Origin of the sequence: Flavobacterium arsenatis (assembly GCF_031456785.1) — a bacterium.
GTDB classification, from domain to species: Bacteria; Bacteroidota; Bacteroidia; order Flavobacteriales; family Flavobacteriaceae; genus Flavobacterium; species Flavobacterium arsenatis.
Genome location: NZ_JAVDVI010000001.1, coordinates 184251 through 199832 on the forward strand (window position 1 = coordinate 184251; position 15582 = coordinate 199832).

17 protein-coding genes are annotated in these 15582 nt (G+C 35.0%); 4 read left to right on the forward strand and 13 right to left on the reverse strand.

Annotated elements, in window-relative coordinates; genetic code table 11:
• Positions 1 to 141: 141 nt before the first annotated feature.
• From J2X31_RS00765 to J2X31_RS00820, 12 genes are all read right to left on the reverse strand, one after another.
• Positions 142 to 294 carry a DUF4295 domain-containing protein gene (locus J2X31_RS00765; RefSeq protein ID WP_084625915.1) on the reverse strand — a complete coding sequence of 51 codons (153 nt, stop codon included), beginning with the start codon at positions 292 to 294 and terminating at the stop codon, positions 142 to 144.
• A 75-nt stretch (positions 295 to 369) separates the two neighbouring features.
• A complete protein-coding gene (gene rpmG, locus J2X31_RS00770; protein ID WP_008253902.1) occupies positions 370 to 552 on the reverse strand; it encodes a 50S ribosomal protein L33 in 183 nt (60 codons plus the stop codon).
• A gap of 25 nt (positions 553 to 577) precedes the next feature.
• On the reverse strand, positions 578 to 814 hold the full coding sequence (rpmB, locus tag J2X31_RS00775) for a 50S ribosomal protein L28 (protein WP_026704335.1): 237 nt from the start codon (positions 812 to 814) through the stop codon (positions 578 to 580).
• Positions 815 to 886: 72 nt separating this feature from the next.
• Positions 887 to 2140 (reverse strand): competence/damage-inducible protein A, encoded by a 1254-nt coding sequence (locus J2X31_RS00780; protein ID WP_310023621.1) that lies wholly within the window; start codon positions 2138 to 2140, stop codon positions 887 to 889.
• Between the two features lie 22 nt (positions 2141 to 2162).
• Entirely contained in the window at positions 2163 to 2843 is a 681-nt protein-coding gene (locus J2X31_RS00785; protein ID WP_310023623.1) for a hypothetical protein, read from the reverse strand.
• Between the two features lie 4 nt (positions 2844 to 2847).
• Positions 2848 to 3192, reverse strand: a complete 345-nt coding sequence (locus tag J2X31_RS00790; protein ID WP_310023625.1) for an Hpt domain-containing protein — start codon at positions 3190 to 3192, stop codon at positions 2848 to 2850.
• Positions 3193 to 3804: a fumarylacetoacetate hydrolase family protein gene (locus J2X31_RS00795; protein ID WP_310023627.1), complete on the reverse strand. Its 612-nt coding sequence runs from the start codon at positions 3802 to 3804 to the stop codon at positions 3193 to 3195.
• Positions 3805 to 3874: 70 nt separating this feature from the next.
• Positions 3875 to 4645: an exonuclease domain-containing protein gene (locus tag J2X31_RS00800; protein ID WP_310023629.1), complete on the reverse strand. Its 771-nt coding sequence runs from the start codon at positions 4643 to 4645 to the stop codon at positions 3875 to 3877.
• 578 nt (positions 4646 to 5223) lie between these two features.
• Positions 5224 to 6534, reverse strand: coding sequence for a DUF389 domain-containing protein (locus J2X31_RS00805; protein ID WP_310023630.1), 1311 nt, complete (start codon positions 6532 to 6534; stop codon positions 5224 to 5226).
• 100 nt (positions 6535 to 6634) lie between these two features.
• Positions 6635 to 7942, reverse strand: coding sequence for a dihydrolipoamide acetyltransferase family protein (locus J2X31_RS00810; RefSeq protein WP_310023631.1), 1308 nt, complete (start codon positions 7940 to 7942; stop codon positions 6635 to 6637).
• 196 nt (positions 7943 to 8138) lie between these two features.
• Entirely contained in the window at positions 8139 to 9299 is a 1161-nt protein-coding gene (locus J2X31_RS00815; protein ID WP_310023632.1) for a glycosyltransferase family 2 protein, read from the reverse strand.
• Positions 9300 to 9347: 48 nt separating this feature from the next.
• Positions 9348 to 9800 carry a GyrI-like domain-containing protein gene (locus J2X31_RS00820; RefSeq protein ID WP_310023634.1) on the reverse strand — a complete coding sequence of 151 codons (453 nt, stop codon included), beginning with the start codon at positions 9798 to 9800 and terminating at the stop codon, positions 9348 to 9350.
• Positions 9801 to 9967: 167 nt separating this feature from the next.
• Here J2X31_RS00820 and J2X31_RS00825 point away from each other — a divergent pair, with 167 nt between their 5' ends.
• From J2X31_RS00825 to J2X31_RS00840, 4 genes are all read left to right on the forward strand, one after another.
• A complete protein-coding gene (locus tag J2X31_RS00825) occupies positions 9968 to 10762 on the forward strand; it encodes a DUF3050 domain-containing protein (RefSeq protein WP_310023635.1) in 795 nt (264 codons plus the stop codon).
• A 197-nt stretch (positions 10763 to 10959) separates the two neighbouring features.
• Positions 10960 to 11814, forward strand: coding sequence for a CPBP family intramembrane glutamic endopeptidase (locus tag J2X31_RS00830; RefSeq protein ID WP_310023636.1), 855 nt, complete (start codon positions 10960 to 10962; stop codon positions 11812 to 11814).
• Complete coding sequence (locus J2X31_RS00835; RefSeq protein ID WP_310023637.1) at positions 11811 to 12170, forward strand: cupin domain-containing protein; 360 nt, start codon at positions 11811 to 11813, stop codon at positions 12168 to 12170. The genes J2X31_RS00830 and J2X31_RS00835 overlap by 4 nt, the downstream gene beginning before the upstream one ends.
• 131 nt (positions 12171 to 12301) lie before the next feature.
• Positions 12302 to 12958 carry a DUF4283 domain-containing protein gene (locus tag J2X31_RS00840; RefSeq protein ID WP_310023638.1) on the forward strand — a complete coding sequence of 219 codons (657 nt, stop codon included), beginning with the start codon at positions 12302 to 12304 and terminating at the stop codon, positions 12956 to 12958.
• A gap of 85 nt (positions 12959 to 13043) precedes the next feature.
• Here J2X31_RS00840 and J2X31_RS00845 read toward each other — a convergent pair whose 3' ends face one another.
• Positions 13044 to 15311 (reverse strand): aconitate hydratase, encoded by a 2268-nt coding sequence (locus J2X31_RS00845; protein ID WP_310023639.1) that lies wholly within the window; start codon positions 15309 to 15311, stop codon positions 13044 to 13046.
• Positions 15312 to 15582: the final 271 nt, after the last annotated feature.

Sequence of the window (15582 nt, forward strand, 5' to 3'; positions counted from 1 at the left end):
GAACAAAAAGATTGTAATGGAAAGCGGGAACTACGATTAAAAAATGCCTTTTGCCTTGCTCCTTAAAATTTTAGGACAAATATAAAAATAAAAAAGCTACTTTCGAGTTGAAAGTAGCTTTTGTATAGGCTGTATTTTGAATTATTTCTTTTTTAAGAATTCATCAACAAGTTCTGGAGACATGATAGATTCTACGAATGTATATGCACCTGTTTTTGGAGATTTCACCATTTTGATGGCTTTTGATAATCTCTTAGAAGCTGTCTGTAATGTTGCTACGGTTTTCTTTGCCATGGTTACAAATGTTTTTTATATTTTAATAAAATCTGCAAATGTGAATATTTGGGATTTTATTAAAATCTCTAATTATTATTTAATTTCTTTGTGAACAGTTACACGTTTCAAGATTGGATTAAATTTTTTAATCTCTAATCTATCTGGAGTATTTTTTTTGTTCTTTGTTGTTATGTATCTTGAAGTTCCTGGAACACCAGAAGTCTTGTGCTCAGTACATTCTAAAATTACCTGGATTCTATTACCTTTCTTTGCCATCTTGCTATATATTTATTGGATAGGATTATTTAATAAATCCGTTAGCTTTAGCTTGTTTCAAAACTGCAGCGATTCCATTTTTGTTGATTGTTTTTACTGTAGATGCAGCTACTCTAAGAGTAATCCATCTATCTTCTTCAGGAAGATAAAAACGTTTTTTAACTAAGTTTACAGAAAATTTTCTCTTAGTCTTGTTCATCGCGTGAGAAACATTATTTCCTACCATCGCTCTTTTACCTGTAAGGTCACAAACTCTTGACATTATGCTTATCTTTTATCGTTATTCAAATCGAGGGTGCAAAGAAAAGAAAAATAAACCTTATATGCAAAATAATTAAAGTACATTTTTCAAAATTTCTTTCTGAAGCATTTCTAAGCTTTTATTTACAGTCCTATCTATCACTTTTTCACGTGGTTGACCGAAATTAAACTTTTCGACAATTACATTTTCTGGAGTGGCCAAAGCGATGAAAACAGTACCGACTTCCTCATCAGTATCATCTTTTGTTGGTCCGGCATTTCCAGTTACAGAAATGGCGTAATCGGTATCCATAATTTTTTGGATGGAAAGAGCCATCTCTTTTGCAACTTCTTCACTTACAACACTGTATTTTTCTATGGTTTCTTCGGAAACTTTCAGGACATTTATTTTTGCATCTTTTGCATAACTCACAATACTTCCCTTAAAATAAGCCGATGAACCAGGAATGGAAGTCAAAACCTGTGCTATCTTTCCACCTGTGCAACTTTCTGCCGTTGAAATGGTCTTTTTTTGCAGTGTTAAAATTCTTCCTACCACAACTTCAAGCGTTTCGCTATCATCAAAACCAACGATTATATCGCCAATGATTTTTGTAAGTGAAACTACATTTTCGGCAATCGCTTTTTTCAATTCTTCTTCATCCGTTCCTCTTGCTGAAAGTCGGAGGCGAACTCTTCCCGGACTTGGCAGATAAGCTAATTTGATGAATTCTGGCAAGTTATTCTCCCATTCTTCAATTCGTTCAGCTACAAGACTTTCGCCTTGACCATAGGTTAAAATAGTTTGATGAAGAATATAAGGACGTTTATATTCTTTAATGATTTTCGGAACGATTTCATTTTCAACCAAGCCTTTCATTTCGTAGGGAACGCCTGGCAAAGAAATAAAAACTGTATTTTCCTTTTTCATCCACATTCCTGGAGCGGTACCAAATTGATTGAACAAAACGGTAGATTTTGAAGGAACCAAAGCTTGATCCTTATTGATTTGAGAAATCGGACGTTTGTAAATTCCCTCGATCAATTGGGTAACGTGATCCAAAACTTCTTCATTGACAACCAATTCGTCTTCAAAATAATCGCAGAATGTTTTCTTGGTTACGTCGTCTTTTGTTGGTCCAAGACCTCCTGTAATCAGAACCAGATCTACCTTGTTTTGTAGTTTTGAAAAAGTATCTAAAATCTGATTTTTATCATCTGAAATAGAAATCATTTCGTTGATTTCGATTCCAATTTTATCCAATGCTTTTGCAATAAATCCAGAATTAGTATCTACTATTTGTCCAATTAGGATTTCGTCGCCAATGGTAACTATTGTTGCTTTCAAGATACTTACAATTATTTTATGATTATTTATTCAGATAGACTTCACAATCCTTTGGCAGTAAAACAGTTTTATGTATCTTCAAGATATCTTTCAATTTAAAAATACTGGTTTTCTCTTTTTTTACATAAGATACTAAATACATTTCTTTAGCGATACCATTAGGAACACTTTTTTCTTCGAAATAATTAACATTAATCACGCTATTTAAAAGTATCGGCAAATGAAAATCTGTATTCTTTTCTATGCAATAATAAAATGTTGGCTCTTTTTTTTTCTTTTCTTTTTTTGAATCAACCAATTTTAAAGCAAACGTTTCATAAAGAAATCCATCAATATCAACAGGTTCAACATCAATAAACTTATAGTTTTTATCAATCTTTTCTTTATTATAGTCACCTGTTGATCTTATCAAATCGCAATTTAACGTTAATACTTTCAAACTTTCAAGCTGTAACTTGGGTAATTCAAATGGCATTGACACAAAATCTTTATGATTCATGCTTACTGACCAATTCTCCTTCTTGGAAATCAGCAATATGTTATAGCTGTTATCTTTAGAATTGGTTAAAAACACCATTTCTTCACTTTCTGATGACTCGTCGGATTTAAAATCATAAATCAGCATATAATCAAACTCAAACTGCTTCTGAGAAAAAACAGAAAAAGACAATAAAAGAAAAAACAAAATACTTTTCAAATTCATAAAATCACATATTAAAATCCTTGCGAATTTCTTTAACCGCTTTTTCAATACGGCTTTCAATGCTTTTGTAAGTATCTTTTACTTCTTTTCGCTTCCCTTCATTTCTTGTCCAATTCTCTATATAGATGATTTCTTCGTGAGCTACAGTCATACCTAACAAATCAAGCGTTGGTTTCATTTTGTGTGCAAAACCATAAGCTGCTTTATATTGTTTTTCGTTGATTGCTTCTTTCATTTGCAATAGATCCTGCGGAACTTCCGAAACAAAAAGTGTCACGATATCCATCACAAAATCGGTATCGTTTTCAGAAATTGCGTAAACCTTCGCCAAATTATAGTGTAAAGCCATTTATTTTACTTGTATTCTAAATAGTTTTTTTCCTTCAATAAAACCCTCCAAAACATCTTCGGTTTTCACTTGAGCAACACCTTCTGGAGTTCCTGTGAAAATAATATCGCCAATTTTTAAGGTAAAATATTGCGAAACATACGAAATCAGCTCATCAATTTTCCACAACATGTGCGATGTGTTTCCCGACTGAACCGTTGCTCCATTATTCTTCAACTCAAAGCTAATGTTTTCAAGCGAACTAAATTCAGATTTTGGTAAAAACTCACCCATAACTGCCGAACCGTCAAAAGCTTTCGCCTTTTCCCAAGGAAGTCCTTTTTCTTTCAATTGCGATTGCACATCACGGGCCGTAAAATCAATTCCAAGACCAATCTCGTCATAATATTTATGGGCAAATTTCGGGTCGATGTGCTTTCCTACTCTGTTTATCTTCACCAAGATTTCCACTTCATGGTGAATATCACTGCTAAAATCCGGAATAAAAAACGGAAAATTCTTTGGCAAAATCGCCGTGTCCGGTTTCAGGAAAATCACAGGCTCCGTTGGTCTTTCGTTCTGCAATTCCTCAATATGCTTGGTGTAGTTTCTACCGATGCAGATTATCTTCATGTTTAGTTTTCAGTTTTCAGTCACAGTTTTCAGTGCCAACTGCGACTGAAAACTGTGACTGGTTACTAACTTATTTTGTATTTAATCTCCTCAACTTAATCGCCGTTAAAACCTTCTTCGTATATAAAGGAAAATCAGCATTCTGAATCCAGCCAAAATAACCAGGTTCTGCATCCAGCACCTTTTCTACTTTAGCACCTTTATGTTTTCCGAAGGTAAAAATCTCTTCATTATCCTTATCCAAAGCGATAAATCCAGCAAAATCAACCGATTTTTTTCTGGTTGTATATTCCGAAAGCGATTTCATGTCCTGTGGCAAATCGTCATAACGCTCCAATTGTGCCTTCAAAATCTCATAAGTTGCCATTGTATCGGCTTCTGCAGAATGGGCATTTTCAAGACTTTGCCCACAATAAAATTTATAGGCAGCACTCAAAGTACGTTCTTCCTTTTTATGAAAAATCGTCTGAATATCAACCGAAACGCTATTTTTCATATCAAAATCAACTCCCGCTCTCAACAATTCTTCTGCCAAAAGCGGAATATCAAATCGGTCGGAATTAAACCCAGCCAAATCGGAATCTTTAATCATGTTATGAATTGTAGAAGCCAGCTCTTTAAAAGTCGGTTCGTTTGCCACCTTTTCGTTCGTAATTCCGTGAACAGCAGTCGATTCCGCTGGAATCATAATCGTCGGGTTCACCAGCCAAGTCCTGCTTTCTTTATTGCCGTTCGGAAAAACTTTAAAGATTGCTATTTCAACAATCCTGTCCTTCGTAATGTCGATTCCTGTGGTTTCTAGGTCAAAAAAACAGATTGATTTCGTTAATTTAAGTTCCATTTTGTGGGTTGTTTTGGATTGCAAAGATAAAAGGTTTTAAAGTCAATTCGCCTACAAAACATCACTTTTATGCAGAAGCAAAACAAAGAAATCTTTAAATTAATAGGTGTTTTCCAGAACCAAATCAAAAGGCATTCTTTAAACGAAATTCCCGCTGCGGCAACTCGCTTTAAACCTGTTGGCCACAGGTTTAAGAGCTCAGACAATTGTCACATCGGGGGTAGAATGAAATCTTTAGGCACTCTTTAATCTTTTTGACCAAGATTGTCGAAAAAAAAATCTAAATGTTCAAACTCCGACAGAGTTTGAAACCCTGTCGGAGTTGTTAGAATTTCGTAACCACAATTTTGGCATCATGGATTAAAAGAAGCCTAAAGATTTTATTCTAGCCCCGGCCGGAGGGAAAATCCTTTTCTTTTTTTTCTTTAAAAAAAGAAAAGATTTGGAGGGAGGACGGGAAAATGGATTAAAAAATGCCAAATGTTTGGCTCCTGAAAAAACTAATTATAAAAATTTCAAATTTCGAGTTCAAACTCCGACAGAGTTTTGAATTCTGTCGGAGTTCTTATAGATAACATTTAATCAAAATAAGTCTTCACGTTGTTGCTTTCCAAACGTTTTTTGAGCCAATCGTTGATTCTTTTTCGGGAATCGTTGTTGAGACCTTTTTTGGTGGTTTCCATGACTACGATTTTCACCTTGTCAGTTTTGGTACTGTCTTGAAAAGCAATCGTTTCGGCATAGGAACACGATTTTATTTCAGGAAAAATCGTCTTGATTTCCGCTAAAAGTTGCTTTCCAATTTTGGGTTTGGCAACAATACTGTCAGTAGTTCTTTTGTTTTCCTTCAAGGCCAGATTCAGGCGGTTGACTTCGGTTTTGAGCTTGTCGATTTGGTTGACGCTTTCTTTTCCTTCATTGAACGAAAATCCTTGCTTGAAAATCAATGTTGCATCGGAAAGTGAATAAACCGTCGCTCGTTTTGTGATTTCTTTTCTGTTCTCGGCTGTCAAATCGCTTCCTCCATAAATCAGATTTATTTTTTTTTCTCTTGGTTCAATCTCGTGTTTCAGCAAATAACTGCCTTCAAAAACGCTTACTTCTGCTATAAATTTATCGGCACTTGACGTGAATCTTTCGGCCTGAACCAGAACATAACCAAAGTAAATACTTGGAATCAGGGTAATTGCTATAATAAAAGAAGTCCACCGAACGACTTTGGTTTTTTGTCCTTCCTTAACCAAATTTGTGATGGGAAATTTCAAGAATCTGGAAATCAAAACCGATGAAATGCCAATGAAAACCGTGTTGATTGTAAAAAGATAAAAAGCACCTAAAAAGAACGCCATGTCACCATTTGCCAATCCAAATCCTGCCGTGCAAAGTGGTGGCATTAAGGCAGTTGCAATTGCCACCCCTGGAATTACATTCCCTTTTTGACGACTACTGATGGCTACAATTCCGGCCAAACCTCCAAAAAGTGCAATCAAAACATCATAGATTGAAGGACTCGTTCGTGCCAAAAGCTCCGAATGTGCTGTTGATAAAGGACTTAACAGAAAATATAAAGTTGATGCAAATAAACTCGCAATTACAGCAAAAGCAAAATTTTTGAGTGCTTTTCTGAACAAGGTAAAATTGTAGGTCGCGATGCTGTAACCCATTCCATTTATCGGTCCCATCAAGGGCGAAATTAACATGGCTCCAATAATAACGGCAGTTGAGTTCATGTTCAATCCTATCGAAGCAATGAAGATGGCAAAAACCAAAATCCAAAGATTGGTTCCTTTAAAGATAATGTCCTTTTGAATATTGGCATGAATCACCTCATAATCGTCCATTTCGGATTGGAGGTTGGTATAGGTGAGGAATTTTCTAAGCAAGCTCATCTTTTTTGTTTTAAATATAGTTTAAATTTCATAGACTGAAAAGCCATAAAACAAAAAACTCCCGAAATTGCTTTCGGGAGTCTCAAAATATGATTTATTTTTAGTAATCTCTGTTTACGTCAAATGCTTCGAGGTATTCTGCAACGCGTTTCACGAAGCTTCCACCAAGTGCTCCATCTACAACTCTGTGGTCATACGAATGTGAAAGGAACATTTTCTGACGGATTCCGATGAAATCGCCTTCTGGAGTTTCGATAACAGCTGGAACTTTTCTGATGGCACCTAGAGCTAGGATTCCTACTTGTGGCTGGTTGATGATTGGAGTTCCGAAAACGCTTCCGAAAGTTCCAACGTTTGTTACGGTATAAGTTCCGCCTTGTGTATCGTCTGGTTTTAGTTTTCCGGCTTTTGCACGGTTTCCTAAATCGTTAACAGCTTTTGCCATTCCAACAATATTCAACTGGTCGGCATTTTTGATAACCGGAACAATCAGGTTTCCGTTTGGCAGAGCTGCAGCCATTCCGAGGTTGATGTTTTTTCTTTTGATGATATAATCGCCATCTACAGAAATGTTCATTCCTGGGAAATCTTTCAACGCTTTTGCAACGGCTTCCATAAAGATTGGAGTGAAAGTCAGTTTCTCGCCTTCTCTTTTTTCGAATGCTGTTTTTACTTTATCTCTCCATTTCACAATGTTTGTTACATCTACCTCGATGAACGACTGAACATGAGCCGATGTTTGAACTGAAGCGACCATGTAGCCTGAAATCAGTTTTCGCATACGGTCCATTTCTACGATTTCATCGCCACCGTTTACAGAAACTGGAGCTTTTTTGTTGTCGGTTGTCGGTTGTGTGTTCTCAATTGGTTGCGGTTTGATAACAACAGCTGGAGTTTCTACTTTTGCTGTTTTTCTGTTCTCAACAAACTTTAATATATCGTCTTTGGTAACCCTTCCGTCTTTTCCTGAACCGTTTATTGCTTCAAGTTCAGCAACTGAAACCCCTTCTTCTTTGGCAATATTTTTCACTAAAGGAGAAAAGAATTTTTCTGAGTTGGAGAAATCTTGTGGTGTTGCAACAGCTTGTTGAGCTGACTCTACCGTTTTTTCGATTGTTGCTACAGATGCCGGAGCGTCTTCTTTTGGAGCTTCCACTACTACTCCACCTGAAACTTCGATATAGGCAATTGTTTGTCCTACTTTTACAACGTCATCAACGTTGAAAAGGATTTCAGACAATACTCCCGAAACTTCTGATGGCACTTCTGAATCTACTTTGTCAGTAGCAATTTCAAGAACGGCTTCATCGGCTTCGATTGGGTCGCCTACTTTTTTTAACCAATTGGTAATGGTTGCTTCTGCAACACTCTCTCCCATCTTTGGAAGTTTCAATTCAAATTTTGCCATATTGCTAACCTAATGGTGAATTTTTATTTTCTTGATGCAAAATTAGTGATAATTTTTAGGTTATACTATGAATTATATAATTTTACAGGATTATATTTTAAATACTAAAAACACAAATTTAATGTAATTTTAAACCATTAAGAAATTAAGAATCATTAAGTTTTTGCTAAAAATCTTAAATCAAAAGTTTTCAAGTTTAAAACTGGATTACTTCTCCTCTATCGTTACTGCTGTTGCTTCCGATGATAAAATGGGATTCATTTGGCAGAAATTTAAAGGTCATATTATTATTTTTGTGTGTTTCCAAAAACCCGATGCTTTCTTTGAACGTTAGGTAATTATTATCTAAAATTACTTCAGTTCTTTCATGTTTCGAAAACGTTTGCGAAAATACTGCTTTTTGATTTTCTATTGTTGTGATTTGTATATTTTTTTTGAGTACTTGTTGTAATTTTTCTTTTGTATTCCCATTCTCCGACACTAAAATATAACTTTTTGGCTTTCTTCTAGGTTTTGGTTTCCCTTGGAACATCTTTATAAATGAAAAGAAAATAATTCCTATTTTCATGAAAAAGGAAAAGAAAAATGATACCGTAAAATGCTTTCTGTAGAAGAAATTCATTGCTTCTTGGAAACGTTTCATATAGGTTCCGTCTTTAATCGTACTTTCTCCTTTATAATGTATAACAGTGGTTTCGTGGAAATAATAATTTTCCTTTCCAGTTTTTAAAACCATATACGACAAATCGATATCATCAGAATACATGAAGCAATCTTCGTCGAAACCACCCACTTCTTCGTAGGTTTCTTTTTTCATGAGCATAAAAGCTCCTACCAAAATTTCTACTTTTCCGGTTTGATTTTCTGTAATATGTGAGGCATAATATTTCCCAAAGGCTTTGATGCCTGGAAAGATTTTGTATAGCCCGAATATTTTAGTGAAAGCTACGAAAGGGGTTGGAATTCCACGTTTTGATTCGGGTAGAAAATTTCCGGTTCCGTCAATGAGCTTACAGCCAACGATTCCGAGGTTTTCTTGTTTATTGGCAAAAGCCAGTGCTTTTTCGAAAGTGTCTTCGGCAACAACGGTATCTGGGTTTAGGATGCAAATGTATTTTCCACTTGCAATTTTTGCTCCAATGTTATTCCCTTTTGGGAAGCCAGCATTTTCCTTGTTTTCGATGAGAATAACGTCTGGAAAACGGTCTTTTATCATCTGGCAACTGTCGTCTTGTGAATTATTATCTACTACAATAATCTCGGTATTGAAATTTTCAGTGGCATTTTGGACACTCAAAACACATTGCTCTAGAAAATGGCGGACATTATAATTGAGGATAATTACAGATAATTGCATTTGACAAATATAATTGAAAATTTATTTTAGTTTCTATGCAGTGTCATTTTATCCTATTCCTATAAATATATCAACTTCCGCTTGCTCTGGGTTATGGGATTTCTCGTCATAGATTTCAAAATCGGCAACAAATGTTCTTGAAATGTCTGCTTTCCAAATTTTCATCCATTCGTTATAAACAGCAACTTCCATAAGGTTTCCCTTTGCTGTAAAGATTTCATAATTGGCTTCTGGAAATGTTTTCCCAATCAGTCCTTCGGGAATTTCGTTTAGGTTTTCAACTTGGCATCCTAATAATGTTGTATAGGGTTCTGTGTGATCTTTTTCATAATCAGTATAAATACAATAAAGATTATTACTGATTTTGTTCGGAATTTTCGCAAGAATGCCTTCTGCAAAAAACCTGTTCCAAAGTGCTGGAACATCGGTTGAAGATTGTTCGTTTTGATTGGTAGTCCTAATAGAAATTCCAATGACGTGAAAGGAGGGTTTTTGAATCATTTTTGTTTTTTTTAAAGCTGTGAATTTACAATTTTTGTTTTAATTTTTAAGCTGTTTTTTACATTTAGAGAATTTAAAACCTTACCTGAAGTTCAAACATTAGCAGTAAATTGCCGTTTATTTTTAATACTTTTGCCGAAAATTATCCCACTTTATATTTTAAAAATATGAACCCACATATTCAACGCATCCAACAAACCATTGCCCCTTTTAGACAACAAATAATCGACCATAAAGTATATTCTGTTATAAAAGACACTGAAGATTTGCAGATTTTTATGCAATACCACATTTTTGCTGTTTGGGATTTTATGTCGCTTCTAAAAGCCTTGCAAAATAACCTGACCTGTACTTCTGTGCCTTGGTTTCCTGTTGGAGATGCCGATACGCGACACCTTATCAATGAAATTGTTGTTGGAGAAGAATCAGATGTGGATGCTTTTGGCAACCGAAAAAGTCATTTCGAATTGTATATTGATGCCATGCAGCAATGTGGAGCCGACACCACCTCGATTGAAAAATTTGTAGCCGAATTGAAAAAATCAGGGAATTTTGAATCGGCTTTTGCCTTATCTGAAACTCCAACTGTTGCTAAAGATTTTGTAGATTTTACGTTTGAGATCATCAACAGCAAAAAGGATTATCTGCAATCTGCAATTTTCACCTTTGGCCGCGAAGATTTGATTCCAGATATGTTTTTGGCCATCATCAATGATATGTATAAGGAATATCCTGAAAGCATTTCGACTTTCAAATATTACTTGGAACGCCATATTGAAGTGGATGGCGACCACCACAGCCATCTTGCCCTCCAAATGACGGCTAATCTATGTGGTGATAACGAAGCTTTTTGGAAAGAAGCCGAAACCACCACCATCAATTCACTTCAGCAACGTATTAGTTTGTGGGACGGTGTTTATGATGCTATTTTGTTGAAGAAAAATGCGAGTGTAGAAGTTTAGAACTTTTAAAATATATTTTTGAACGATTAAGGGAATACGTTTATTAAGGCTATACTTAATAAACGTATTCCCTTAATCATTTTTTATTCAAAAAAGGAGACATAGAGAAATCTTATCTGTAACAATTCGAAATACGATTCGTCAAATCAATCAATCAATCAATCAATCAATCAATCAATCAATCAATCAACTGATCTATGAATCAATCCATCAAAAAAATACTTAATTTTCCCATTACAAAAATTATCTTAGGAATTAGTGCCTGCTTTTCGATTTTCGTGGGAATTCAAAATTTCATTTCAAAACCACTATTTTACAGCTTAATTCAAGATAGAGATCATGCTGATCCATTAATTCATATTATATCTCTTTTTATTTTATTGCTTAGCTACTATTTTATGTTTCGTTTATATGATAAAAGAGCCATTAAAGAACTTTCTACAAAATATTTAGCAAAGGAAATGTTTGGAGGTTTTTCAGTTGGCTTTTTAACCATTTCATTGTCCGTTTTTATTCTCTATTTATTAGGACATTATCAATTTATCGAAATATCAACAACCAATTATCCCTTAAAATTATTTACACTTTTAATGGTTGCTGCATTAATTGAAGATCTATTTATAAGAGGATTAATTTTACGTGAATTAGAAAATTGGCTTGGCACTCACATTGCCTTGGTAATAATTATGGTAATTGAAACATCGCACTTTTTCAACCCGAATTCAAACCTCTTTAGTCTTTTTACAGATTTGTGCTGGGGCTTTACTATGTCCATGCTCTTTATCTATACAAAAAGAATTTGGTTGCCTTTTTTCTTTCATCTTGGCTGGAATTTTGCACAGCCTTTTTATGGCTCTAACCTAACAGGATTGGACAATATGGGCACCATTATCCAATCAAAATTTCAAGGACCTATTTTATTGACAGGTGGTGCCGTTGGAATTGAAAATTCAATTATAACAGTGCTCTTTTTATTATCAATAGGTCTATTTCTATATTACCGAGCCTACAAAGAAGGTAAAATTATTAAAAGAAAAACAAGTAAATTATGAATATAAAAGATGCATTATTAAAAGTAGATCAATACTTTTCTCCAAGAATAATTGGAGAAGTAAACGACCAATATATTAAGGTGGCAAAAATAAAAGGACAAGAAATTCCTTGGCACAATCATGAAAATGAAGACGAATTATTTTATATCGTAGAGGGTTCTTTGCTAATGGAAATAGAAAATGAACCTAATTTAATTTTGCAAAAAGGAGATTTCTATGTGGTAAAAAAAGGGGTAAATCACAGGGTTTCTTCAAAAGAAGAGTGCTCAATTATGCTGATCGAATCTAAAACTACTGAACACACTGGAAAAGTCATTTCTGAAATTACAAAATCAATTGAAGAACAAAAGTATTAGTTTAAAAATCTATTTTAAATTAGTGCAAAGAGGCTTCAGATGACCAATATTTATAATAAAATTAGAGGTTTACTTTTTTTTGAAAATTATAAACTATTTTTGAAAATATAATATTTCAATCTAAAGAATGTATGGCTGAAAATTTTACTTCTTTTCGAAATTTCCTAACTTTAAATCAAGCTCAAGAGCTTGAATTTTTGTTGAATAAAAATAATATTCAAACAGAAATAGGAAATAATGTCCCTCCTGTTGATACTACTTTTTCTGGAAGCAGTTTACAGCATCAATACGAAATAAAAATAGCTCCTTCTGATTTTGAGAAAGCTGAATTGTTGCTTGAAGAATTTGCAGAAAACAACATAAATGAAATCGACAAAGGGTATTATCTATTTGATTTCACCAATGAAGATTTGTATGAAGTGCTTATAAAATCGGATGAATGGAACATTTTTGATTATAAACTTGCTCAAAAAATCCTTAAAGAAAGAGGAAAATCTATTGATTTGGAAATGCTGGAATCCTTAAAAAAGGAACGGATCAAAATTTTGTCACAGCCTGAAGAAAATCAAAAACCTTGGATTGTTGCGGGCTACATTCTTTCATTTTTGGGAGGTGCTCTTGGAATTTTGATTGGGTATTCTCTTTGGGCTTCTAAAAAGACATTGCCCAATGGCCAAAGGATTTATTCCTATAAAACCCAAGATAGGAATCACGGAAAAACAATTTTTTACATTGGTATAATTGCTGTAATTTTCTTTTTAGCTTTAAATATTTTGATAGAAATTTAAAATCGAGAAAATATATTCCAATTTCACATAAAAAAACTCCCGAATTACTTCGGGAGTTTTGTCATTTATAAAAGAAAAACACAAATTATGCGTTTCCTGCAGCAGCAATCAAGTTTAATGCTGAACCTGCAACGAACCAGCCAATCTGACCTTCATTGTAGGTGTGATTTGCAATGATAACATCTACTGAACCATCTTCGTGTGCAAACTCTAAAGTCAACGGCACACCTGGTGCGAAATCTACAAGATTAGTAAAGTTGATGGTATCGTTTTCTTGAATCTTATCATAGTCTGATTCATTGGCAAACGTAAGTGCCAACATACCTTGTTTTTTCAAGTTGGTTTCGTGGATACGAGCGAATGATTTTACCAAAACCGCTTTCACACCCAAGAAACGTGGTTCCATTGCTGCATGTTCACGAGAAGAACCTTCTCCATAGTTGTGATCGCCCACAACAATCGAAGGAACTCCAGCAGCTTTGTAAGCTCTTTGAACAGCCGGAACTGCATCATATTCTCCTGTCAATTGGTTTTTAACCGAATTTGCTTTTTGGTTGAAGGCATTGATTGCTCCAATCAACATATTGTTTGAGATATTATCCAAATGTCCACGGAAACGCAACCAAGGTCCAGCCATAGAGATATGGTCGGTCGTACATTTTCCGAAAGCTTTGATCAATAATTTAGCTCCTGTAATATTTTTCTTGTTCCAAGGTTCGAAAGGAGCCAATAATTGCAATCTTTCCGATGTTGGAGAAACGGCAACCTGAACCCCTGAACCATCTTCGGCTGGAGCTTGGAAACCTGGATCTTCTGCATCAAAACCTCTTGGAGGCAATTCATCTCCTGTTGGTTCGTCCAACATTACTTCTTCGCCATTTTCATTAATTAATTTATCAGTCAAAGGATTGAACGATAAATCTCCTGCAATTGCCAAAGCCGTTACCAATTCTGGCGAACCTACGAACGCCAAAGTGTTTGGATTTCCATCTGCACGTTTTGAGAAATTTCTGTTGAAAGAGTGAACAATTGTATTTCTTTCTTCTTTTTCAGCACCTTCTCTATCCCACATTCCAATACATGGTCCACAAGCATTTGCAAAAACAGTAGCGCCAATTTTATCGAAAGTATCAATAAATCCGTCACGTTCGATGGTATATCGTACCAATTCTGAACCTGGGGTTATCGTAAATTGAGATTTTGTTTTTAAGTTTTTATCGGCAACTTGTTTTGCCAAAGAAGCAGCACGAGCGATGTCTTCGTAAGATGAATTCGTACAAGAACCGATCAAACCAACTTCAATTTTCAAAGGCCAGTTGTTTTTGATTGCTTCTTCTTTCATTTTAGAAATTGGTGTAGCCAAATCTGGAGTGAAAGGTCCGTTCAAGTAAGGCTCTAATTCTGAAAGATTAATTTCGATTACTTGGTCGAAATATTGTTCTGGATTTGCATATACTTCAGCATCCCCTGTCAAATAAGGAGCAATTTCGTTTGCAGCATCAGCCACATCCGCTCTTCCTGTTGAACGAAGGTAACGGTCCATTGAAGCATCATATCCAAAAGTTGAAGTTGTTGCTCCAATTTCGGCACCCATATTACAAATAGTTCCTTTTCCTGTACAAGACATTGCAGTTGCACCTTCGCCAAAATATTCAACGATTGCACCCGTTCCACCTTTTACAGTAAGGATTCCGGCAACTTTAAGGATAACATCTTTTGGAGCTGTCCAACCAGATAGTTTACCTGTCAGTTTCACTCCGATAAGTTTTGGAAATTTCAATTCCCAAGCCATTCCCGACATCACGTCAACAGCATCTGCACCACCTACTCCAATGGCAACCATTCCTAAACCTCCTGCATTTACAGTATGTGAATCTGTACCAATCATCATTCCGCCAGGGAAAGCGTAATTTTCCAGCACAACTTGATGGATGATTCCAGCTCCTGGTTTCCAGAAACCGATTCCGTATTTATCTGAAACTGATGATAGGAAATCAAAAACTTCATTACTTTGCGATTTTGCACGAGCCAAATCTGTTTTTGCATCTACTTTCGCTTGGATCAAGTGATCACAGTGAACCGTTGTTGGAACCGCAACTTTTGCTTTTCCTGCATGCATAAATTGCAACAAGGCCATTTGTGCAGTTGCATCCTGACAAGCTACTCTATCCGGTGCGAAATCAACATAATCTTTTCCTCTTGTAAATGCGTGGGAAGGATTTCCCTCCCAAAGGTGGTTGTATAAAATTTTCTCCGTCAAGGTAAGCGGACGACCAACTATTTCACGTGCTTTATCCACACGAGTTGTCATATTCGCATACACTTTCTTAATCATTTCAATATCAAAAGCCATAGTAAAATTTGTTTGCTTGTTTGTGACTGCAAATTTAATAAATTCAAATCTAAATTGAACTATTTTTAATAAAAGAGAAGATTCAAAAGATTATTATTCTCAAATAATCAATTTTAATGATTATTATTAAATAAATTTTGCATTTAAATTAAAATTTTATGTAATCGTTAATTTAAAGTCATTTTATTACCAAATTCGGAATTTTAGAAAGTTTTAAGAATCATTATCAAATTAAGAACCTTTCTAAATTAGGGTTCTATCACGTTTTCGT

Bases quoted from the DNA above. Each gene is read 5' to 3' on its own strand.
- J2X31_RS00785 (WP_310023623.1), bottom strand. From the start codon at position 2,843: ATGAATTTGAAAAGTATTTTGTTTTTTCTTTTATTGTCTTTTTCTGTT.
- J2X31_RS00805 (WP_310023630.1), bottom strand. From the start codon at position 6,534: ATGAGCTTGCTTAGAAAATTCCTCACCTATACCAACCTCCAATCCGAA.
- rpmB (WP_026704335.1), bottom strand. From the start codon at position 814: ATGTCAAGAGTTTGTGACCTTACAGGTAAAAGAGCGATGGTAGGAAAT.
- J2X31_RS00835 (WP_310023637.1), top strand. From the start codon at position 11,811: ATGAATATAAAAGATGCATTATTAAAAGTAGATCAATACTTTTCTCCA.
- J2X31_RS00800 (WP_310023629.1), bottom strand. From the start codon at position 4,645: ATGGAACTTAAATTAACGAAATCAATCTGTTTTTTTGACCTAGAAACC.
- J2X31_RS00830 (WP_310023636.1), top strand. From the start codon at position 10,960: ATGAATCAATCCATCAAAAAAATACTTAATTTTCCCATTACAAAAATT.
- J2X31_RS00845 (WP_310023639.1), bottom strand. From the start codon at position 15,311: ATGGCTTTTGATATTGAAATGATTAAGAAAGTGTATGCGAATATGACA.
- J2X31_RS00825 (WP_310023635.1), top strand. From the start codon at position 9,968: ATGAACCCACATATTCAACGCATCCAACAAACCATTGCCCCTTTTAGA.
- J2X31_RS00820 (WP_310023634.1), bottom strand. From the start codon at position 9,800: ATGATTCAAAAACCCTCCTTTCACGTCATTGGAATTTCTATTAGGACT.
- J2X31_RS00795 (WP_310023627.1), bottom strand. From the start codon at position 3,804: ATGAAGATAATCTGCATCGGTAGAAACTACACCAAGCATATTGAGGAA.
- J2X31_RS00810 (WP_310023631.1), bottom strand. From the start codon at position 7,942: ATGGCAAAATTTGAATTGAAACTTCCAAAGATGGGAGAGAGTGTTGCA.
- J2X31_RS00840 (WP_310023638.1), top strand. From the start codon at position 12,302: ATGGCTGAAAATTTTACTTCTTTTCGAAATTTCCTAACTTTAAATCAA.
- J2X31_RS00815 (WP_310023632.1), bottom strand. From the start codon at position 9,299: ATGCAATTATCTGTAATTATCCTCAATTATAATGTCCGCCATTTTCTA.
- rpmG (WP_008253902.1), bottom strand. From the start codon at position 552: ATGGCAAAGAAAGGTAATAGAATCCAGGTAATTTTAGAATGTACTGAG.
- J2X31_RS00765 (WP_084625915.1), bottom strand. From the start codon at position 294: ATGGCAAAGAAAACCGTAGCAACATTACAGACAGCTTCTAAGAGATTA.
- J2X31_RS00790 (WP_310023625.1), bottom strand. From the start codon at position 3,192: ATGGCTTTACACTATAATTTGGCGAAGGTTTACGCAATTTCTGAAAAC.